Annotated in this window: 20 protein-coding genes; 5 read left to right on the top strand and 15 right to left on the bottom strand. The window is 53.1% G+C overall.

The window, feature by feature from the left end; genetic code table 11:
• The first annotated feature begins 288 nt into the window (after positions 1-288).
• The 4 genes from asnS to DPA2511_RS08420 all read left to right on the top strand — a co-directional run bounded on the left by asnS (position 289) and on the right by DPA2511_RS08420 (position 6,183).
• Positions 289-1,689 carry an asparagine--tRNA ligase gene (gene asnS / locus DPA2511_RS08435; protein WP_012765252.1) on the top strand — a complete coding sequence of 467 codons (1,401 nt, stop codon included), beginning with the start codon at positions 289-291 and terminating at the stop codon, positions 1,687-1,689.
• A 295-nt stretch (positions 1,690-1,984) separates the two neighbouring features.
• Entirely contained in the window at positions 1,985-3,076 is a 1,092-nt protein-coding gene (locus tag DPA2511_RS08430) for a porin (protein ID WP_012765251.1), read from the top strand.
• Between the two features lie 609 nt (positions 3,077-3,685).
• Positions 3,686-4,786, top strand: a complete 1,101-nt coding sequence (locus DPA2511_RS08425) for a porin (protein WP_012765250.1) — start codon at positions 3,686-3,688, stop codon at positions 4,784-4,786.
• 206 nt (positions 4,787-4,992) lie between these two features.
• A complete protein-coding gene (locus DPA2511_RS08420; RefSeq protein ID WP_012765249.1) occupies positions 4,993-6,183 on the top strand; it encodes an amino acid aminotransferase in 1,191 nt (396 codons plus the stop codon).
• A gap of 111 nt (positions 6,184-6,294) precedes the next feature.
• On the opposite strand, the gene DPA2511_RS08415 is transcribed toward DPA2511_RS08420, so the two are convergent.
• From DPA2511_RS08415 to btuC, 10 genes are all read right to left on the bottom strand, one after another.
• A complete protein-coding gene (locus DPA2511_RS08415; protein WP_012765248.1) occupies positions 6,295-6,930 on the bottom strand; it encodes an MBL fold metallo-hydrolase in 636 nt (211 codons plus the stop codon).
• A gap of 76 nt (positions 6,931-7,006) precedes the next feature.
• Positions 7,007-7,555 carry a YcbK family protein gene (locus DPA2511_RS08410; RefSeq protein ID WP_012765247.1) on the bottom strand — a complete coding sequence of 183 codons (549 nt, stop codon included), beginning with the start codon at positions 7,553-7,555 and terminating at the stop codon, positions 7,007-7,009.
• Between the two features lie 193 nt (positions 7,556-7,748).
• The gene (ldtD, locus tag DPA2511_RS08405) at positions 7,749-9,443 is read right to left on the bottom strand and encodes a L,D-transpeptidase (protein WP_012765246.1); all 1,695 of its coding nucleotides are present in this window, start codon (positions 9,441-9,443) and stop codon (positions 7,749-7,751) included.
• A 471-nt stretch (positions 9,444-9,914) separates the two neighbouring features.
• On the bottom strand, positions 9,915-11,366 hold the full coding sequence (locus tag DPA2511_RS08400) for a protein adenylyltransferase SelO (protein ID WP_012765245.1): 1,452 nt from the start codon (positions 11,364-11,366) through the stop codon (positions 9,915-9,917).
• A gap of 178 nt (positions 11,367-11,544) precedes the next feature.
• Positions 11,545-12,381, bottom strand: a complete 837-nt coding sequence (locus tag DPA2511_RS08395) for an EAL domain-containing protein (RefSeq protein ID WP_226376639.1) — start codon at positions 12,379-12,381, stop codon at positions 11,545-11,547.
• A 234-nt stretch (positions 12,382-12,615) separates the two neighbouring features.
• Positions 12,616-13,632: a lipoate--protein ligase A gene (locus DPA2511_RS08390; RefSeq protein ID WP_012765243.1), complete on the bottom strand. Its 1,017-nt coding sequence runs from the start codon at positions 13,630-13,632 to the stop codon at positions 12,616-12,618.
• 39 nt (positions 13,633-13,671) lie between these two features.
• Positions 13,672-14,139: an NlpC/P60 family protein gene (locus tag DPA2511_RS08385; RefSeq protein WP_012765242.1), complete on the bottom strand. Its 468-nt coding sequence runs from the start codon at positions 14,137-14,139 to the stop codon at positions 13,672-13,674.
• A 140-nt stretch (positions 14,140-14,279) separates the two neighbouring features.
• A complete protein-coding gene (gene btuD, locus DPA2511_RS08380; RefSeq protein WP_012765241.1) occupies positions 14,280-15,050 on the bottom strand; it encodes a vitamin B12 ABC transporter ATP-binding protein BtuD in 771 nt (256 codons plus the stop codon).
• Positions 15,051-15,052: 2 nt separating this feature from the next.
• Positions 15,053-15,604, bottom strand: a complete 552-nt coding sequence (locus DPA2511_RS08375; RefSeq protein ID WP_012765240.1) for a glutathione peroxidase — start codon at positions 15,602-15,604, stop codon at positions 15,053-15,055.
• 47 nt (positions 15,605-15,651) lie between these two features.
• On the bottom strand, positions 15,652-16,653 hold the full coding sequence (btuC, locus tag DPA2511_RS08370; RefSeq protein ID WP_012765239.1) for a vitamin B12 ABC transporter permease BtuC: 1,002 nt from the start codon (positions 16,651-16,653) through the stop codon (positions 15,652-15,654).
• A 503-nt stretch (positions 16,654-17,156) separates the two neighbouring features.
• Here btuC and DPA2511_RS23405 point away from each other — a divergent pair.
• Complete coding sequence (locus DPA2511_RS23405; RefSeq protein WP_012765237.1) at positions 17,157-17,363, top strand: hypothetical protein; 207 nt, start codon at positions 17,157-17,159, stop codon at positions 17,361-17,363.
• 91 nt (positions 17,364-17,454) lie between these two features.
• On the opposite strand, the gene cobB is transcribed toward DPA2511_RS23405, so the two are convergent.
• The 5 genes from cobB to lolC form a co-directional block, all read right to left on the bottom strand.
• The gene (gene cobB, locus DPA2511_RS08365) at positions 17,455-18,285 is read right to left on the bottom strand and encodes a Sir2 family NAD+-dependent deacetylase (protein ID WP_012765236.1); all 831 of its coding nucleotides are present in this window, start codon (positions 18,283-18,285) and stop codon (positions 17,455-17,457) included.
• 29 nt (positions 18,286-18,314) lie between these two features.
• Positions 18,315-19,235, bottom strand: coding sequence for an N-acetylglucosamine kinase (gene nagK, locus DPA2511_RS08360; protein WP_012765235.1), 921 nt, complete (start codon positions 19,233-19,235; stop codon positions 18,315-18,317).
• 80 nt (positions 19,236-19,315) lie between these two features.
• Positions 19,316-20,563 (bottom strand): lipoprotein-releasing ABC transporter permease subunit LolE, encoded by a 1,248-nt coding sequence (lolE, locus tag DPA2511_RS08355; protein WP_012765234.1) that lies wholly within the window; start codon positions 20,561-20,563, stop codon positions 19,316-19,318.
• Entirely contained in the window at positions 20,560-21,267 is a 708-nt protein-coding gene (gene lolD / locus DPA2511_RS08350) for a lipoprotein-releasing ABC transporter ATP-binding protein LolD (RefSeq protein ID WP_012765233.1), read from the bottom strand. The genes lolE and lolD overlap by 4 nt, the downstream gene beginning before the upstream one ends.
• Positions 21,260-22,462: a lipoprotein-releasing ABC transporter permease subunit LolC gene (gene lolC / locus DPA2511_RS08345; protein WP_012765232.1), complete on the bottom strand. Its 1,203-nt coding sequence runs from the start codon at positions 22,460-22,462 to the stop codon at positions 21,260-21,262. The genes lolD and lolC overlap by 8 nt, the downstream gene beginning before the upstream one ends.
• Between the last annotated feature and the right edge of the window lie 94 nt (positions 22,463-22,556).

The following is a 22,556-nucleotide window of genomic DNA, read 5'->3' as shown; positions in this document are numbered from 1 at the left end:
CTTCTTCTATATATGTATTCTTCCGAACATCCGCATTATCACACCCGGCGTAATGCCTACCGGATTGCCGCTTCACAATATGGCGCCATTATTTAGCGCCGGATTGCGATAGACGCCAAAGCGGCGGCGATTGGGTAATCTTTAAGCCGACACATTGGCAATCACGCAAAACTTGGCGCCTTCCTGCTATTTCTGCTTGTGTCCTGCCGGACGACAAGTAACATATCGAAACGCCCGTTTCTGGGGCACGGATATTTATCAACCTAATTTGCCAACAGAGAGAATGTTATGAGCGTTGTGCCTGTAGTCGACGTACTGCAAGGCCGTGTTGCCGTTGACAGCGAAGTCACCGTGCGCGGCTGGGTGCGTACCCGGAGAGACTCTAAAGCCGGTATTTCTTTCATCGCCGTCTACGACGGTTCCTGCTTTAATCCGCTACAGGCTGTCGTCAATAATCATCTGGACAATTATCAGAGTGAGATTCTCCGCCTGACGACCGGCTGTTCGGTGGAAGTCACCGGCAACGTGGTCGAATCCCCGGGAGAAGGCCAAAGCTTTGAGTTACAAGCCACCCATGTCGCCGTCGTCGGTTGGGTTGACGACCCCGATACGTATCCAATGGCCGCGAAGCGCCACAGTATCGAATATCTGCGCGAAGTGGCTCACCTGCGCCCTCGCACCAATCTGATTGGCGCCGTAGCGCGTGTACGCCACACGTTGGCACAGGCTATTCACCGTTTCTTCCATCAGAATGGTTTCTATTGGGTATCCACTCCGCTGATTACCGCGTCAGATACCGAAGGTGCTGGAGAAATGTTCCGTGTATCCACGTTGGATTTGGAGAATTTGCCCCGTACCGAAAATGGTAAAGTGGACTTCGGCGAGGACTTTTTCGGTAAGGAAGCATTTCTGACGGTATCCGGCCAGCTCAACGGCGAAACTTACGCCTGTGCGCTGTCTAAAATCTATACCTTCGGCCCGACTTTCCGGGCGGAAAACTCTAACACCAGCCGCCATCTGGCTGAGTTTTGGATGATTGAGCCGGAAGTTGCTTTCGCGTCGCTGGACGATATCGCAGCGCTGGCAGAAAACATGTTGAAATTTGTGTTCAAAGCCGTGCTTGAAGAGCGGGCAGATGACATGGCGTTCTTTGCCGAGCGTGTCGACAAAGAAGCGGTTGAGCGTCTGGAGCGTTTTATCCATTCAGACTTCGCCCAGGTCGATTACACCGATGCCATCACAATTTTGCAAAATTCAGGGCAATCTTTTGAAAACCCGGTCTCTTGGGGAATCGACCTCTCTTCAGAACATGAACGGTATCTGGCAGAGAAACATTTCAAAGCGCCGGTGGTAGTGAAAAATTACCCGAAAGACATCAAAGCGTTCTATATGCGAATGAACAGCGATGGTAAAACCGTTGCCGCCATGGATGTCTTGGCGCCGGGCATCGGCGAAATCATCGGGGGCTCTCAACGCGAAGAGCGTTTGCAACAGTTGGATGCCCGCCTGGAAGAAATGGGCCTGAATAAAGAAGATTACTGGTGGTATCGCGATCTGCGCCGTTACGGCACCATTCCACACTCTGGGTTCGGCCTCGGATTTGAACGTCTTATCGCTTATGTTACCGGCGTTCAAAATGTGCGTGATGTGATTCCTTTCCCGCGCACTCCACGTAATGCCAGCTTCTAATGTCAGAAGAAGATAAGAAAAACAAATAGCTGTAAAAAAAAGAAGGGTTCCTTATGGGAGCCCTTTTTGTTATGTCAGAGTACATTCAGAAAGTTCCCGAATATTTACATTTTGACATTAAATTTTTCTAAAATTTACTCGTTTTCGAACTTGGTATCATTTTAACGGTAGATTAACGAACGAGTGAATGGAAAACTGCGTGCAGACACAGGATGACATCTGAACCACATAGAAAGTTCCGTAAGGTTTTTTAAACAGTGGGAAAGATGTCTGAAGAAAACCAATGAGGGTAATGATGATGAAGCGCAATATTCTTGCAGTGGTAATCCCGGCTCTGCTGGCGGCAGGCGCAGCTAACGCTGCCGAAGTGTACAACAAGGACGGCAACAAGCTGGACCTGAATGGTAAAGTTGTTGGTTTGCACTACTTCTCCAAGGATTCTGGCAACTCTGGCGATCAGACCTACGCTCGTTTGGGTTTCCTGGGCGAAACCAAAATCAACAGCGATCTGACCGGTTATGGTCGTTTTGAATATCAGTTCAATGCTCAGAATGCTGAAGACACCAATGCCAGACAAAGCAAAACCCGTTATGCCTATGCCGGTCTGAAATTTGGCGACTTTGGTTCTCTGGATTACGGCCGTAATCGCGCAGTAGGTTATGACGGTATTTCTTATACCGACGTTCTGCCGGAGTTTGGTGGTGATCAGAGTTACACCGATAACCTGACTGGTCGTAACGCAGGTGTTGCCACTTACCGCAACAAAAACTTCTTCGGTCTGGTTGATGGTTGGGACTTTGCTCTGGGTTATCAATCCGCGCATCAAGATTCTACAAACCTTGCCAAACAAACGGGTGCTGGTTGGGCGATTTCTTCCAGCTACACATCACCCATCGGTGTTGGTGTGATCGGTTCATATACCGAAGCACAGCGTACCCAAGCTCAGACTGCTGATGCACGTGGTGAAACAGCTGAAGGGTGGGCGACTGGTCTGAAATACGATGCTAACAACATCTATGTCGCAGCGACTTATGGTGAATACCGCAATCTGTCCTATGTCGGCAACAGTGGTTTCAGCAACACTGCAACATACAGCGCCAGCACTGCATTCGACAAGACCAAAGTCTTTGAAGCGGTTGCTCAGTACAACTTTGATTTTGGCCTGTCACCGTCTATCGGTTACGTTTCAGCCAAAGGCTTGGATGAAACTGCTGCAGTCCATACTGACGATTACATCACCAAATATGTTAGCTTGGGTCTGACCTACGCTTTCAACAAAAACTTCTCAACTTACACTGAATACGATATCAACCTGCTGAAAGACAGCAATCAATACGGCTTAGCAACGAATGACCGTGTTGCCGTTGGCGTTGTTTATCAGTTCTGATTATCCACCAGCCTCTTGAGGCTGTGTTAAGACAAACGTCAGTCGATAGAATCGGCTGGCGTTTTTTATTTTCCTTCCATGACGACAACAACCGCTTACCCTCTGCTCTTTACTACCTACTTCTTTTCTTTACTGCCTATCTGAATGTTGTACGCGCTACCGATCCTGTCATGCATACAATAGTTTCACAGACAAAAGGATCGGAAATTATCGAAAACTTGCACTTGGCTAATTTATTCGTCATTCATGACCAAAATACAGACTTTAGATGAATTATCCGTGTCAGTTATACGTATTTTCTATTACAAGAAAAACTTATAACCATATGATTAAAAATGAATATTACGTGTTTTTTTCTTAAATCAGAGCGTTATCTATAAAACCTCATGTTTTTCGAATGTGACACACCTCAAAATTAATATTTGGATACATATAAAAACATAGTGTTTCACATACTCGACAATGGAATCATTTGTGCGATGGATAAACATCAGTATGAATGGAACACTGCCTTCGGACACACAAGACACCGGCGCATAAAAGAAGTTCCATTAAGAGTTATCTGTTTTAATGCGACCGGGGCAAAACAATACAATGAGGGTATTTATAATGATGAAGCGCAATATTCTTGCAGTGGTTATCCCGGCTCTGTTGGCTGCTGGCGCAGCCAATGCCGCCGAAGTTTACAATAAAGACGGCAATAAGCTGGATCTGAACGGTAAAATCGACGGTCTGCACTATTTCTCCAAGGATTCTAACAACTCTGGCGACCAGACCTATGCTCGCTTAGGTTTCCTGGGCGAAACCAAAATCAACAGCGACTTGACTGGCTATGGCCGTTTTGAATACCAGTTCAATGCATCAAAAACTGAAGAAAGCACTGGTAACGTTGCCAGCAGCAAAACCCGTTATTCCTATGCTGGTCTGAAGTTTGCCAACTTCGGCTCGCTGGATTACGGCCGTAACAAAAACGTTTCCTACGACGGTATCTCTTATACCGACGTACTGCCTGAGTGGGGCGGTGATTCTGGCTACACTGATGGTCTGACTGGTCGTAATTCTGGTGTTGCCAACTACCGCAACAAAGACTTCTTTGGTCTGGTTAAAGGCCTGAATTTTGGTCTGAGCTATCAGTCAGCACACACTGACTCTACTAACGTTGCAAAACAGACTGGCGCAGGCTGGGCAACTTCCGCCTCCTACACCACGCCATTTGGCGTTAGTGCCATCGCTTCATACGCTGAAGCCAACCGCACTCAAACTCAGGTTGCTGATGGTCGTGGCGACTCCGCCGAAGTATGGGCTACAGGTCTGAAATATGATGCAAACAGCATCTATTTAGCGGCAACCTACGGCGAATACCGCAATGTGTCCTATATCGGTTCCAGCGGTTTCAAAAACGGAACAACCCGTACGGGAACAGCAGCCAGTGCTGCATTTGATAAAACTCAGGTTTTTGAACTTGTTGCTCAGTATGCATTTGACTTCGGCCTGAAACCGAGCATCGCCTACGTTTCTGCTAAAGCAAAAGACGACACACTGTCTCTGAACGACTACACCTCTAAATATATCAGCTACGGCGTGAGCTACTCCTTCAACAAGAACTTCTCAACTTATACCGAGTATGACATGAACCTGCTGAGCAGCAGCAATGTCTACAAAATGGCAACCGACGACCGCGTCGCTGTTGGTGTGGTTTACCAGTTCTAATCCAGTTTCACTTACGTGATGCTGTGCAAAGACAGGGCGAGCCCTGTCTTTGTTTTTTCATTATTTGCGTCCACTTTTTACCTGTTCTCCCTTCATATTTTATTCCCCAATTATTTCTACATCTTTTGATGCAAACGGTTGGCAAAGCCAGATACTGGCGGTACCCTGCTAATTCTGCTTACTCTCAGTCAGGGAATTACCTCGCAATGTTTGAAAAAATTTCTGCCGCGCCCGCTGACCCGATCCTCGGATTGTCTGATCTTTTCCGTGCCGATGACCGCCCTCATAAAATCAATCTCGGGATAGGCGTTTATAAAGATGAAACCGGAAAAACCCCGGTACTGACCAGCGTAAAAAAAGCCGAGCAACTGCTGCTGGAAACCGAAACGACAAAAAATTATCTGGGTATTGACGGCTTGCCTGAATTTGCTCGCTGTACTCAGGAGCTGTTGTTCGGCAAACAAAGTGACATCATCGCCAATAAGCGCGCCCGTACCGCCCAAACACCGGGAGGAACCGGTGGGCTGAGAGTCGCGGCAGATTTTATCGCCAAACAAACCAGCGCCAAACGAATCTGGGTAAGCAACCCCAGTTGGCCGAACCACAAAAATGTGTTTTCCGCTGTCGGGCTGGAAGTCTGCGATTACGCTTATTACGACGCAGAGAATCATACGCTGGATTTCGATAGCCTGATTTCTTCTCTCAGCGCAGCGCAAGCAGGTGATGTGGTACTGTTCCACGGCTGTTGCCATAACCCCACCGGTATCGATCCGACGCGGGAACAGTGGTCACAACTGGCGAAGCTTTCACTGGAAAAAGGCTGGTTGCCATTGTTTGACTTCGCCTATCAAGGCTTTGCCAGGGGTTTGGATGAAGATGCGGAAGGTTTGCGTATCTTTGCCGCCAGCCATAAGGAACTTATCGTCGCCAGCTCCTATTCGAAGAATTTTGGTTTGTACAACGAACGTGTCGGCGCCTGTACAATCGTGGCGGAAGATGCCGCTACCGCCGATACTGCCTTTAGCCAGGTGAAGGCCGCTATTCGCGCCAACTACTCTAACCCGCCGTCACACGGCGCTGCTGTCGTCGCCACCATTCTGTCGAACGACGCTCTGCGTGGTCTTTGGGAGCAAGAGCTGACCGCGATGCGCGAACGTATTCATCGCATGCGTCAATTGTTCGTCAATACACTGCAAGAAAAAGGTGCTCAGCAGGATTTTTCCTTTATCACTCACCAGAACGGTATGTTCTCGTTCAGTGGTCTGAATAAAGATCAGGTGATTCGTCTGCGCAATGAGTTTGGTATTTACGCCGTTAATTCCGGCAGGATTAATGTGGCCGGAATGACACCGGGAAATATGGCTCCGCTGTGCGAAGCCATCGTTGCCGTGCTGTAAGGCAGTAGACCGCCTCCTGAACTGGGAGTTAAAAACGGCAGCAAAAAGCCAGCGAGAGTTCGCTGGCTTTTTCTTTTCCACAACCGGGCATATCACTGTCGTTGATAACTATCACATATCCCGGACAAACGGGTTTGTCCGCCTTTCCTCACCGAATGTCGAGGTCGGGCCATGGCCGGGGATAAACGTAATATCATCGCCTAATGGAAACAACTGGGTTTGTATCGAATTAATCAGCGCGTCATGGTTGCCACCGGGAAAATCGCTTCTCCCCACGCCGCCGCGGAAAAGAACATCGCCGACTTGGGCCAACCTCGCCTGTTCATCGACAAAGACTACGTGCCCCGGCGTATGCCCTGGGCAATGCAGCACCGTCATGACACATTCGCCAACACTGATGCGATCACCATCCTGCAGCCAGCGGGCCGGAACCAGAGGCGGACAATCCTGTAGACCAAACATTCGACTCTGCGCCGGCAGCCCATTTAACCAAAAAGCATCAGCCTCCTGTGGGCCAATGACCGGAACCTGATAATGCTCAGCCAGCGTCACCGCCGCACCGACATGATCCAGATGGCCATGCGTCAATAAAATCTGTTTGACGGTAACGCCTACCTGTTCAACACCGCGAATAATCTTTTCCGCTTCCCCGCCAGGATCGACGATCGCCGCCTGAAGGGTTTTTTCACACCATAACAAAGTACAATTCTGGCTAAACGCCGTAACGGGAATAATTTGGTATTTCATACAGCTTTGTTTACCTCAGCGAATAACGATGCCAGCCCCCTGCACATCGCCCTGCTCTCCTACATCACCATTTTTATTACCAGGTACGCGCCGGGCCGGTATCAATATGAACAAAATTGCTTTGCGGATAATACCCCACACCGCCAGCGCCCAGTTTCAACGCGGCCTTACGGATATTGGCCAACTGCACGCCTTCAATATGGAAATCCACGGCTTTCCCCTGCGTATGGTAGCTTTGCTTTGCCACACCCTTACTGCTGGCTCGCAGGTCTTCATTGGTATTGTGAGAACGATAACCAGAGATAAGCTGTACCGGCCGCTGGGTTCCCAACATTACCTGCAACCGATACAACTGCTCGAATAATTTAGGGTCGATAGTTTTTATCTTATTGGCACGATAATCCCGGAAGAAATGGTTCAGTCTGGCAAGCTCATCCTTGTTATAACGGCGTCCGTCAAAAAACTCGGCTTTAAGATGCTCCCCGGTATTGAGATTATTTAAGGTAAGCATACGGGGACGGGACGTGGACAGAGAAGCCAGCGACTGGTCAGGCAATAGTGCAATCCCTAACGCTGCGCCGCCAAGCGCCAACCATTTGCGTCGATGATTATCAATATGTTCCATAAAAGAGCATTACCCTGGGCCAGAAAATAAAAGAAACATAATAATGAAGCGGGGCATTAATGCACCGCAACGAACCTTAACGTCCCCGATAACACCCGTCAACCCGCTTTATTTTCACAATAAAACACTGGGAGCGGCATCACCGCTCCCATCAATCAAACGCTCACTCAGGAATCACTCGAATTCCCGGTACTTACTGCAACAGCAACCCGGCCCGGGATAGCGCCGAAACACCGGATTTGACGGTATCGTCATAATTGTAAATATCTGTGCGAAATTGGGGTTTGCCATCATCTGCCACCCATGCGGTCAGATAATAAAAATTGACCGGTATCCGCTGACGAATGGAAACATACGTCGTATTGCCCTGCTCCAGCGTTGAAGAGATGCGCGCATTATTCCATCCGGCATCCTGCAGCAATAACGCGGCCAGTTCTGATGCTTTGTTGACACGAACACAACCAGAGCTCAATGCCCGGATGTCTTTCTGAAACAGATTATGATTCGGCGTATCGTGCAAATAGATGGCATCGGTATTCGGCATATTGAACTTATAACGCCCCAACGAGTTATTGTCCCCGGGGGCCTGGCGCAGCCGGTAAGGAAAATTGTTCGCGCTCACCATCGGCCAGTCAATCATAGCGGGGTCGATCTGCTGTGCATCCTCGCTCCAGCCGGACAACAGCACATACCCGTGTTTTTGCAAATAGGCGGGATCCTGAATCACCTTGGGAATAATATCCTGCCGCGTCAATGTCGTCGGGACGTTCCACGGCGGGTTCATCACCACATTGCTGAGAGAACTGCTCATCAACGGCGTTTTACGTTTGGGCTGCCCAACGATGACCCGGGACGAGAGAATAACCGATCCATTCAGGTAATAACTCAATGAATAGTTAGGAATATTCACCATAATACCGGTATTCACATTATCCGGCACCAGACGCAGACGCTGAATATTCAGCGCCAACAGGGTCGCGCGGGTTTGCGATGAAACATTCAACCAATCGCGCGTGCGCTTGCCAATCGACCCGTCATCCTGCAACCCTTGCAGACGTTGAAACCGTTTAACGGCCTCAACCAATTCCCCGTCATACCGCAACGCCTCTGGCCCAGAAGGCTGAGCCTCATTGAACAGCGGCATGGAAACATTGCCCTGATTCAGCGCGCCTGTCCGCAACAGAATATCCCGCAATACCGGCAACGCCGGGCTCTCATCACCGGGACGTAACGTCTCGCCGAGCACCAAACGAGGCCACGGACGGTTATCCGTCAGCATGTCCTTTAACGCCTGATGCATCTTGGCATATTGCGAATGCCGGGGAGCCAGCGACGCAACAAATGCCGCGCTACTGCCCTCATGAATGGCTTGCTGCCACTGGGCAACCATGCTGGATGGCGGCGCAGCCAGCGTATAAGACACATTGCCGTACAGCCAATGACTACCGTTCTTCTCCACCCCGGCGACAAATTGCATATAACCAAGCAATGCATCAGACAACACGGCGTCCCGCCCAATCCCCGTCAGTTTGGGATCGGTCAGCCAAGTGACCCAGGTGGTAAATTGAGGTTGAACGCCGGACAACGCCACTTCCGCCAACTGCTGCTGAAACGCGTTGACCGCACGGTGATCGCGCCACAATGGCAACATATGCCGTTGTGCATAGAGCGCATTCAAAGCGGATAGATAATGGAGAGAAACGCCGGCAGGCAACGCTGCAGTCAGTGAGTGGCCGTTGGCCCCAGAACCATCCGTCGGTGCCGAAGCTACGCCGATTGCAGCGGTTTTTGCCGCCTGGACAGAAAACGAAGGAAATAGACTGCTCAGCCAGAGCGCGCTGACCATACCCCAAAGCAGCCCAGGCACTTTTCGTTTAGTCAATAACATCCATTTACCCTCTGTACATCAAACCACATATTCTCTCATCCGGCATAAAGCCTGGTGAAAACAAAATAAACGGCATAAAGCATAAAATAGGTCTGAAAATAGCCTGTCGGAATACACCGGAAAGACCAAAAAATAATCAGCAGCCGCTCTCATTCCCTATCAGACAATAACAATTCAATTGAAGAATATGTCTATTGCTAACTGCCAATATATAAACACAAAAATAAACTTTCCCAAGCTATTTTCAATCTGCTGAAACGAATTATTCCGCCGCCAGACAAGTCATGAATAGTGCATATCACCTGAATAATTCGAGTTGCAGGAAAGCGTTTCAATCAACTTACTTCGGCAAGTGATTAAGGTGATCGGCAAATCTGTCAGCAACAGAGTTGAACGCAGCTGGAGCTTGCGGTCGCCCCAACAGAATTCATCACTCTCGCTCACAGATCCACTATATCCACAATGGCGCGATTAACTGGAACAAGAAATAACCAGATGTTTTCCCCAGTCTGGCGACGGTACCGCCAGATCGGATGCATCAGGCTGTTCGTCATAAGGATGCATCAGGGCCTGATGCAATCGCTGTAGTGGTGCGACATCATCCCGCTCGGCGTGCTCAATAACCTGCTGCGCCAAATAATTACGTAGCGTAAATCGAGGGTTCGCCTGCCTCATCACACGCTGGCGCCTATCATCATCGCAACCATCCGCCGCCAGACGGCGCCGGTAAGCACTGAACCATACATCAAATGCCGGCCTGTCGATAAAAACATCCTGTAACGGCGTCAGCGCACTCTGTTGCTCAGTCTCAGATAACAACCGGAAAACAGAGGAATAATCCGCTGATTCCTTATGCATCAGTTGCAACAGTTCGACCAACAGCGCGTTATCCTGGCTGTCTGCGGTCATAAAACCAAGTTTGGCGCGCATCAATTCGCCAAAGCGCTGCATAAGCGCAGGTTCATAGCCCGCCAGACCTTGCTGCAACTGCGCCACCGGTATCAATTCCGACAACGACTGCGCCAGACGCTGCAAATTCCATAATGCAACCGCAGGTTGGTTATCAAACGCATAGCGTCCCTGATGATCTGAATGGTTGCACACATATCCCGGTTGATAGTCATCCATAAACCCGAAGGGACCGTAATCCAGCGTCATCCCCAGAATCGACATGTTATCGGTATTCATCACGCCATGTGCAAACCCCACCGCCTGCCACTGCGCGATCAACTGCGCCGTCCTCACGACCACCTCGCCGAACCATACAGCATATTTATCCACGTCCGTTTGAAGATGCGGCCAGTGGTGAGCAATAACGTAATCTGCCAGCTGGCGTACACGTTCCGGCTCACGACGATAGTAGAAATGTTCAAAATGGCCGAACCGCACATGACTTTCCGCCACACGCAACAGCATGGCGCCGCGCTCTTCCTGTTCCCGCTGCACGGGATGGTCGCTGGTTACAATCGTCAATGCCCGCGTGGTGGGTATCCCCAGATGGTGTAACGCCTCCGAGGCTAAGAATTCCCGGACTACCGAGCGTAATACCGCACGCCCATCCCCCATCCGGGAATACGGCGTAAGCCCCGCGCCTTTAAGGTGCCAGTCATAGGTGTAGCCATCTTCCCGCCGTTGTTGCCCGAGTAAAATGCCGCGCCCGTCGCCCAACTGCCCGGCCCACACGCCAAACTGATGGCCGCTATAGACCTGAGCCAGCGGCGCCATGCCGGGTAAACTGATTTCTCCTGACCAGATACGCTGGTTGTCACCCTCGAACCAGTGTTGATCGAGCGACAGATCGCGCGCCAGAGGCGCGCTGTGATAGAGAAGCCTCGCGCCCTGCAACGGTGTGGGTTGTAATTCGGTATAGAAACCGGGCAGTTGCCGGTGATAATGATTATCAAACTGCAGATGACGAGACATGCGATCCCCCTTGCCATGTAAACACAGTGTAAAACCGTATTCAGGGAATTAACACGGAATAACCGCAGGGCCTTTACGCCACAGGACGATAAATCAACACATCTCGTTAATATTTATACGTTACCGATGCAAAAAGGCGCGTCTGAAACGCGCCTTTTATCGCGAGGAAGACATCAACTCAACACGAAACGCCTTGCTTATGGCGGGATATCGGCAGCGGTAAATCCAGCGTCTCTTGAGAAAATGCCGGCCACAGGTTGCCCTGAACGGCATTGACTTCAATCTCAAAGGCTTTCTCAAGAAACGATTTATCATCAATGCCTTTTGCCACCACTTTCAAATCAGGGCAATGGCGTCTCATCACACGCAGCATCGGATTGATAATAGAAACTGAAGTCGGTCGGGCTAATAATTTTCCAACAAATCTGACATCCATTTTTACACCATGAATAATGCCGTCATAAAAAGGTTTCAGATTCATTTTCCCGGAACCAAAATTATCCAACCAGAGTGGGAAATCATGTCCGAGCTTATAAAGGTACGAGAAATCCCCCCCTCGTGAAATATCGGAGACGGTTTCATTCATTTCGAGATGTAAAAAGGGAAGCGATTGAAAATCCTCATTCAATACATCGTCTTCAACGAAAATCTCGGCCAGCGAATAATCAATCTTAAGCAGTGCGTTAATGTTGTTATCGATAAACCAGGAAGACTTGCTCTTCAAGATCGTTAGTTGTTCTTTCAGCAAAGCCTTTCTCTGCCTTTGACTTAACGTCCCCGACAAAAACTCCTGCGGCATTGATAAGTTATTGGATTCATTATGAAACCTATTCACTATTTCCACCGCCATCAGCCGGGCATCCAGGCCATAGACAGGAAGAAAACTGTAGTGATTAACATAATCAACTTCAAGCTGGATACGCATAGTGTTATAGCCAGGGTTAAAAGTTAAAAACCCGATAATACGGGCTGTCTGGGCAACCAGACCTGACGCTATTCGCTGCAACAACTCCACTAAAACCCATAAAGATTACTAACGATAACTTCATCCTGGGAAAACGGACAGTCATAACAACCCCCTCCGCGCTCCGAATACACAGTCGAAATTTTTATTAATAATCTCAATCCCTTTTAACGCGAATACCCAATATTACGTTACAAATTCCACTGCTAAGTTATAGTTGAACTTTTTAGCAAAACAATCTGTTTTTCATTTTTCAGACAAAACATCAATATGCTGAACCATCTATTAACGAATGCTTTCCGCTAACCAGACACTCAATGCATCAAAATCCTTACATTGTGCCGGAAATATATTCCCGAGTTCCTTCCCCAAAGCCAAAACCGCATCCGGACGATACGCCACCCCCACCATTTTCTCCGCGAATGTTTCCAGCGGCGTTAAATTCAGGCTATCGGTAAAAAGCTGACAACGGCTGATCACCCCTTTTTCGACATCAAAATGCAGTTCGATACCGCCCCAGTCGAAACGGGTATCCAACACATGGGAGAAATCCGGCGCCTGGCCAAAATTCCATGTCCAACTGCTTTGCCGGGCGAACTGCTCGCGGAATCCCGGCAAATCCGGCAACGCCTCCGGCGATATATACTCCGCGTCACAGCGCTCCTGATAGTGTTCGAAAAACGCCGCGACAATGGCGTTACACACCGCCTCGTGCGAAACGTCAGGCAACAGCTCCGTCAAATTGGCGACACGGGAACGCACGGAGGTAATCCCCTTGGCCTGTAACTTTTTAACGTCCGGATTCAGATAGTTGGCGAGTCGTGACAGGTCGGTATCCAACAACAGCGTGCCATGATGAAACCCACGATCTTTACTTTCACGATAGGCGGAACCGGAAATCTTGCGCGCGCCGTCGGCGGTATTCACCAACAGATCATTACGCCCAGAGGCTTGCGCATCCACGCCCAACATCGCCAACGCCCGCAGAATAATGCCTGTCGATATACCTTTGTCGTAACCCGGTTTGCCTGCCATAAAGGTAAAACAGGTGTTGCCCAAATCGTGAAATACCGCCCCGCCGCCGCTGCTGCGCCGTGCCAGCCGAACGTTATCCTGTTCCATGCGCCCGGTATTGCACTCTTTCCACGGATTCTGCGCCCGGCCGATCACCACGGTATCGGCGTTTCGCCACAAAAACAGCACCCGCTGGGTCGCAGACATCTGACGGAAAATACCGTCTTCCACCGCCAGATTGAACCAAGGATCAACAGACGAAGAAAGCAGCAAACGCAGTGACGACATAACCGACTCCATAACGAAAGCGACAAAATGACCGGCACGTTAAATACGGCGGGCCTGCCAGTAAGCCCGTTTCCAGTACACATTATTCAGGGATGATCGCGTAACGCCACGGCTGGTCGATGCATGGATAAATTCATCATGGCTGTCATAAATGCCGACATGCAACCCGCTGCCGCCACTGCCGGTTCGGAAAAACACCAAATCACCCGGCAACAGTTCATCGCGATCAATCCGGGTACCGACTTCAGTCTGCTCTTCCGTCGAACGGGGCAGCATTAAGCCAAAACGATCCCGGAAGGTGAGATAAACAAAGCCTGAACAATCAATGCCGGCCCGATCCAGTCCGCCATAGCGATAAGGCGTCCCGCGCCATGTGGACAACTGGGCATTCAGTTGCGAACGCACTTCGCCCGAATCGCCCAAGCGGGCATTCTGCTGCGGCCCGTGGCCGCTACACCCCGCCAACGTCAGGCTTATCAACAATAACCAGACCCTCCAGCGCATCATGCCATCACCCTCTATGCGTCAGCAGGCTATTCACTCTCTGGAATGACCCGTCGAACCTTTTCGTCGCTTATCCTATCAACATATTTCAACGCTAATCGCCAGAAAACAGGGGCATTTCACCGCTGTTGACGGGTTGATTTTCAATCACCAACCGCCATCATCCAATAGCGGCCATCCAGGACATACCGCAAGAACGCCACCTCAAAGACCGACGCCAACTGTTCTGGCCGCATGACGTCCTCAGCCGTTCCTTGCGCCGCCAATGTCCCTTTCGACATCAGCCAAACCCGATCAGCATGGTGAAGCGTGTGGTTCAGATCGTGGCTCGACGCCACCACGGTAATGCCCGCCAGGCACAGACCCGCCAACAGCGTATCCAGCGCCACCCGTTGGGCAATATCCAACCCGGTCGTCGGTTCGTCCAACAACAGCAACCGCGCCTGGGGATTGAGCGACGGCCAGACCTGCAACAGCAATGCCGCCAGCCGTACTCGTTGCCACTCGCCGCCGGAGAGCTGGGTCAGCGGCCGGTGCAACTTATCCGTCAGCGACAGGCTGCGCGCGATATGGCTGACGGCGTCGTCGACAGCCGTCTCATCCGCCGACACCGGCTGATGTTGTTGCAAATACTGAAACGCCGGCATACGGGCCAACGCCGGATATTGTTGCGGCAGATAGGCGCGCATTTCAGCCAACACTCCCGCCGACAACGTCGGAAGCGATTGCCCTTGTAACAGGACATCCCCGTGCGGCGTCAGTAACCCCGCCATCACCGCCAGCAGGGTGCTTTTGCCGGAACCGTTCGGGCCGATGATATGCAACAATTCACCGCGATAGCATCGGGCATCCAGGGGATGCAGACGTTGCGGCACCCCCGTCCCCCGCAATTCAAGCAGGACGTCGTCAGGCATAATTATTGTGCCAGCACCTGCTCAATCACTTTCACCAACACACCGTCGTCCGGCGTCATGTCCGGCGAAAAACGCGCGATCACCTTGCCGCGTCGATTGATAAGGAATTTCTCGAAATTCCACAGAATATCTTCCCGGTGCGCTGGCGCCTGCCCGCGGCTCACCCGGCGTTCATAAAACTCGCTGCCGGCAGGACGAACCGCTTCCGGCTGCGCCGCGATCAGCGCCTGATACAGCGGATGGCGGCCGGCGCCATTGACGTCGATCTTGCCGAACATGGGAAACTGCACCCCGAAAGTGCCCCGACAGAACGCCAGGATTTCCTCATTGCTGCCCGGTTCCTGACCGGCGAACTCGTTGGAGGGGAAACCCAGCACCACAAAACCGCGATCGCGATAGGTTTCATACAGATTTTCCAGCGCTTCATACTGTTTGGTCAGTCCGCACTGGGAAGCCACATTGACGATCAGCATGACATTGTTCTGCCAGCTATCCAGCGTCGTGGCGCGGCCATCGATGGTTTGCAGGGGAATTGCGTACAAATCGTTGCTCATTGTCTGTTCCTGTATGGTGAAAAGCCGCTCTTCGGCGGCCGAAAAAATTACGCCCGGCGGCGCAGCAACAGCCAGATAAACCAGGGCGCACCGAGCGTGGCGGTCACGACGCCGACCGGCAACTCCGCCGCCGCCAGCATCGTTCGCGCCACCGTGTCGGCCAGCATCAACACCGCGGCGCCGGCCAGACCACATCCGGTTAATAGATAGCGCTGATCCGTCAGCCCGCACAAGCGCAAAATATGCGGGATGACCAGACCGACAAACCCGATAACACCCGCCAGCGCGACGCTGAGTCCGACCATGTACCCCATCAGCAGCACCAGCACATTACGCCAGTAAAACACCGGGACGCCCAACTGCCGGGCGGCAATCTCACCCAACGCCAGTTGATTGAGAATCTCTCCCCGGCGCGCCAGCCAAAACAACGGCGGCAGCAGCGCCAACATCACGCCCGACTGACGCCAGTCGACGCCGCTGAAACCGCCCATCATCCAGTACATCAATTGGCGCAGGTCAATGCTGGTGCTGAAATAGATACCCCAGGTCATCAGCGCACTGCAGATAATGCCGAATGCCACGCCGGTCAGCAGTAATCTGGCGTTCGATACCCGGGTTCTGGCGATTCGCAGTAGCACAAGCGTAATCAGCATGGCGCCGGCGATAGCACAGAGACTCAATCCCCAGACCGACACCGCGCCTTGACCGACCAGTACCGCCAACACCATAGCGACACCCGCGCCGCTGGAGATGCCCAACAATCCCGGCTCGGCCAGCGGATTATCAAACAATGCCTGCATCACCGCGCCTCCCATCGCCAGGCTGGCGCCCACCAGCATAACGGCGATGGTACGCGGCAGGCGCAACTGCCATAAAAACAGCGACGCATCCGATTCCAGCCACCGTGTCGGCCATATCCAGCGATCGCCCGCGCACAGGCTGACCAACAAGACCAACAACGCGATCAGCGCCAGCCCGAACACACGCTGACGATCGCGTCGACGCTGCCGCTGCTTCAATTGGGAATAACTTACGCCGACTGGCTGCATTGAACGATTACCATCAGAAAGTTTGCAAACAAAAAGGATGAAACCTGATCAGGCGTCAACGATGCCTGCGGATAACCGCTCGCCTCTCGCTACGCGGCATGGTTTGATCATCGTCATATCATGAGGAATATCAAGATCATGTAAAAAATATTCCCTCCTGGCGCCATACACATCCATGGCTCTCGTTGCCGGCAGGGCCAGTCCAGGAAAACAGCCAGTTGCGGGCATCTCCCCCTCTTTTGTGCATCGCCAAGCACATCACGCTTAACCGCATGGCGCTTGGTCAGGCGCAGCACATGAGAGGTTCGTTATCATCAATAATTGACATCTGTCTATTTATTAACCATAACTACCTGCAGACGCCGTCACCTGCGCACTGCTATCCAATATTGGGCGTCGGGCGGACGTTCCGCTCTCGTCGAGGCATAACCGGGAAACACGACGGAGATCCGCACAGCCGCTGGCCGCTACCAGTACAAAGGCACGCATCAGGGAGTATCGTCATGCTGGCATCACTCATCCGGGCATTGTTTACACGTCGCCGCTCACCTCGCGCTTTCCCTCGCACGGACAGCACGGAAAACCTTACCTGTACCGAATGTGAATACTGTCTTTACAGTCACGCCGCCAACCCGCCGTTCGACCAGACGGATGAGTGCCTGCATCCCCTGCAACACTCAACGCCGGAAGCGAAAAACCATGCTTCATAGATCTTGCCTCATGAGTCTTGTCTCTTGAATCTTGCCGCATGAATCTACCGCCGTAGCCAAGGGTACGGCGGTAGTCCAGACGGAGGAGCCATCAGGCGGGCAGTAGGTTATGCCTGGCCAGCCACTGGGTCACAAAGGCAGGAACCACCTTGCTGGCTGGCCCGTAGATATGTTCGTCGAACTGACTTTGCACCTGGCTGGGTTCCAGATTCAACTCTACGGTATGCGCACAGTGGGAGTGCGCTTCATGCACAAACCCTGCGGCTGGATAGACATGGCCGGACGTACCGATGGCGATAAACACATCCGCTTCGCTGAGCGCATGGTAAATGCGATCCATCTCCAGCGGCATTTCACCGAACCACACCACATGCGGACGCAATGGCGCCGGAAACTGACAGCAGTGGCAACGCTCATCTGCTGCGACATCCCCTTTCCATTCAAATACTTGTCCGCTCTGGCTACAGCGTACTTTCAACAGTTCGCCATGCATATGCACGATACGCTTGCTGCCCGCACGCTCATGCAGATTATCGATATTCTGCGTCACCAGCAGGAAGTGATCCCCCAGCGCTTTCTCCATTTCCGCCAGTGCCAGATGCGCGGGGTTGGGCGCAATCTCCGGCTGTTGTAACTGACGACGGCGTTGATTGTAGAAATTCTGTACGGTTTGCGGATCGCGGTAGAAGCCCTCCGGCGTTGCCACATCCTCGACCCGATGCTCTTCCCAAAGTCCGTCCGATGCACGAAAAGTGCGAATACCGGATTCCGCAGAAATCCCTGCTCCGGTAAGTACCACTACACGCGGCGTCTTCACGTTTCTGACCACCAGATAATCAAAATGAAAAATACCGGCACGCAGCCGCTGGCGGCGCAACCGCTCTCGCAGACGAAAACGACGTAACCTCTGACGCGGCTGCATGTCGGCTCCCTATTCGTTACCGCACTAACCTATTCGTTTACCACCGTAAAGTGTAGCAGGGCCGCCCCCCGCACGCCGCCCGCATCGCCATAACGCGCTTTTTCAATCCGCGGCACTCGGGCGATGGGCAACAAGCTGGCGGCGAGGCGCTGCGGCAATTGCTGATAGATTTCGTCAACATTCGACAACCCGCCACCCAGCACAACCAGATGGGGATCGACAATCGTCAGCAGATTGCCCAGACAAACCGCCAATAGCGCCATAAAACGCTCGACATGCCCCACCGCCTTGAGATCGCCCTGTCGATAGGCGGCGATAATCGCGGTAGCAGGCAGGGCCTGCTGATAAAAATGCTGATAAAGCCACTCGAACCCCCGGCCGGACAGATAATTCTCCACGCATCCCCGCTGCCCGCATCCGCACGCCACCCGGGGAATATCCGCCCCCAAGATATCCAGCGCGTCCACCGGCAGACGGAAATGGCCGAACTCGCCGGCGATACCGTTCGCACCGTCGACCAACCGCCCGTTCACCACCAGGCCGCCCCCCATACCGGTGCCGAGAATAATCCCCAAAACCACCGGATACTGCCGGAATTCCTCATCCCAGGCTTCCGAGAGTACAAAACAGTTGGCGTCGTTACTGAGCCGAACATCACGCTGCAATAACCGCCTGAGGTCTGCGCGCAACGAACGTCCCATCGTCGCCGGTAAATTAGCGGTCAACAACGGCCCGTCCACCCCCTGTTCCACACCGGGAATGCCAATGCCGACCGCCCCCACGCCAAAGCGCGCATCCGCCTCATGAGTCAGCGCAGCGATTGTCGCCAGCAACAGGTGGTAATCGTCGTGAGGTGTAGGCACCCGCTTGCGCCATACAGGCCGAAGGCCGGCATCAAAGACCGCCAGCTCAATCTTGGTGCCTCCCATGTCAAAACCGTAGTAGTACATGTACGTCCTCAGAATGGCTGAACGTAGAAAGAAAACGCGCCGCGTCGAACGCAGCGCACAATCATCATACAAGGCGGGTGTTACTGGCCGCTCAATACTCTGGCGGGGTCGATGCGACTGGCGCGCCGCGCCGGATACCAGCTGGCAAGCAGACTCAGTGCCAACGACGTCGCCAGCACCAGCGCCACATCCAGGATATGCAGCTCAGAAGGCAGAAAGTCGATGAAGTAGATGTCGCCGGAGAGAAAACGATGGCCAATCAACGATTCGATCCCACGGATCATAGCGGTCAGACGCAGGGCGGCAATCACCCCGAACACCGTCCCGAGGACGCTACCCAGCAGCCCGGCCAGCAAACCGTACCAGATAAAAATAGCGCGGATCAGACGGTCGCTTGCTCCCAGTGTGCGCAATACCGCGATATCGCCGCTTTTGTCCTTCACCGCCATCACCAACGTCGACACGATATTGAAGCTGGCGACACCGATGACCAGCACCATCGCCAGATACATGATGGTGCGGATCATCTGGATATCACGATACATATACCCGTAGGTGCCAATCCAACTGCGGATATAGACATAAGCACCGGTCGCCTCGCCGGCATCGTGCACCCGATTCCTGGCGTCGAAAACATCCGTCACTTTGATGGCGATCCCCGTCACCGCATCGCCCATATCCAGATATTGCTGGGCATCCGCCAGCGGCACCAACGCCAGGCTGTGATCCAACTGGCCGCTCAGTTGCAGAATGCCGCTAACCTGCAGACGAATGCGTTTGGGCTGTAGCAACTTCATCTGCGGGTCGCTATTGGGGATCATCACCGTTACCCAATCCCCCGCCTTCACGCCCAAGGCATCCGCCACGCCTTTACCGATAATCACCTGCTGCTCGCCGGCGCGAAAACGCGACCAGGCCTGATTCAGCACAAACTGCGGCAACGCGCTCAGCCGGCCCTCTTCTTGCGGCTCCACGCCTTTGAACTGCACCGCGCGTAAACTTGCGCCGTTTTCCAGCAAGCCGGTGAAGCGCACGTAAGGCGCAGCGGCAACGATGCCGGGCACCTGCTCAATTTTGGGGATCAGCGGCTGCCAATGGTTGAACGGCTGTTCGGCCGCCTCGATTTCGCCGTGAGGCACCACCGCCAGAATGCGGCTATTCAACTCACGTTCAAAACCGTTCATCGCACTCAGACCGACAATCAGCACCGCCACCCCCAGCGCAATACCGAGGGTAGAGATGATTGAAATCAACGACACCATCCCGCTACAGCGACGACCGCGACTAAAACGCAGCCCCACCCGCAGCGACAGTGGAGGAAAACTCATCGTGCATCCCCCGTCAGGGTCAATTCCTGTTGTAATTGCCCATCGCGCATCTCCAACTGACGATGAAGACGATGAGCCAGATGGAGATCGTGCGTCACCACCAGAAACGCGGTGCCCTGACGCACGTTAAGCTCGCCCAACAACTCAAAGATTGCGTCGGCGTTACGCTGATCCAGATTCCCGGTCGGCTCGTCCGCCAGCACCAAAGACGGCCGGTTCACCAACGCACGGGCAATCGCCACCCGCTGACGCTCACCGCCCGACAACTCGGACGAACGGTGCTGGCTGCGTTTTTCCAGCCCCACCGCCGCCAGCATCTCCAGCGCGCGCTGATGCGCTTCTTTCGGCGCAACATGGCCGATCAGCAGCGGCATCGCCACGTTCTCCAGCGCGGAGAAGTCCGGCAGCAGGTGGTGAAACTGGTAGATGAACCCCAGTTCACGGTTCCGCAGCGCGGCTTTCGCCGCCGCCGACAGCGAACTCAGCGACTGCCCTTTGAACACCACATCGCCGGAGGTCGGCGTGTCCAGCCCGCCCAACAGGTGCAGCAGCGTGCTTTTCCCTGAGCCGGAACTGCCCACAATCGCCATCATTTCGCCACCCTGCATCTCAAACGTCACATCCCGCAAAACATCGGTGGAGAGTTTCCCTTCCTGATAGCGCTTGCACAGGCGGTGACACTGCAATAAAGGTGAATTATTCATAACGTAAAGCCTCTGCGGGATGGACGGCGGCGGCGCGCCAGGAAGGATAAAGCGTGGAGAGCAACGCCAGCAGCATGGCCACCAGCGCAATGCCAGCCACCTGCAACGGTTGGATCTGCACCGGCAGCGAACCGCCATCGATCAGCAACCCTAACACCGGCATCAGCGTATTGAGCTGACTGGCCAGCGCCACGCCCAGCAACGCGCCCAACAACGCGCCGGTCACGCCGGCGCTACCGCCTTGCACCATGAACACCGTCATGATCTGACGCCGGGTCAGCCCCTGCGTCTGCAGGATCGCGACCTCGCCCTGCTTTTCCATCACCAGCAATCCCAGTGAAGTAATAATGTTGAACGCGGCGACGGCCACAATCAGGCTCAGTAACAGCCCCATCATGTTCTTCTCCATCCGCACCGCCTGAAACAGCTCGCCTTTGCGCTCGCGCCAGTCTTTCCACACCGTCCCCTGCGGCAGGGATTGACGCGCCAGGACATCCACCGCCAGCGGTTGCGCCAGCGACAAGCGCCAACCGGTAATATTCCCCGCCGGGTAGCGCATCAATCGTGAGGCATCCTGCTGATTAACCAACAATTGATAACCGTCTACCTCGCTGTGAGCGTAAAAGGTGCCCGCAACGGTAAACAGACGTTGGCTGGGAATACGGCCCATCGGCGTCAGTTGGCTGGCGCTAGTCACCATCAGCCGCAGTTGATCGCCGCGCTTAACATCCAGTTGTGCGGCTAATTGCTCGCCGAGGATCACCTGATAATCCCCCGGTTTCAGCGCTTGCATACTGGCGTTAACCAGATAGCGCGCCAGCGGCTCCGGCTGTTCCGGATTGACGCCGAGCATCACCCCCACCGCCACGCTGCGGGCGCTCTGCAATACCACGTCGCCGGTGGTCAACGGCGTAATCTGTGTGACGCCTTTGAGCGCATTCAGCGTCGGGGCGGGAAGCGTTTGCGGGTCAAGAAACCCCTGGGGCGTGGTGATCAGCGCCTGCGGCATCAGCCCCAGAATGCTGTCTTCGAGATCCTGTTCAAAACCATTCATCACCGAAAGCACAGTGACCAGCGCCATCACGCCGAGAGTGATACCGATAGCGGAAAGCCAGGATACAAACCGTCCGAAACGATCGGCGGCGCGGCCGCGCATGTAGCGCAAACCGATAAATAACGCGACAGGTTGATACATGAAATCCGTCTGGATGAGGTTGCTAAAGCAAAGTGATCAAGGATAATAATGGGTAGCTCTGCTTTATGGAACCCTAACCCCCTCTCTTCCCGGC

The organism is Musicola paradisiaca NCPPB 2511 (genome assembly GCF_000400505.1).
In the GTDB taxonomy this organism is placed as follows: domain Bacteria; phylum Pseudomonadota; class Gammaproteobacteria; order Enterobacterales; family Enterobacteriaceae; genus Musicola; species Musicola paradisiaca.
This window is presented reverse-complemented; position numbering and strand designations above follow the sequence as displayed.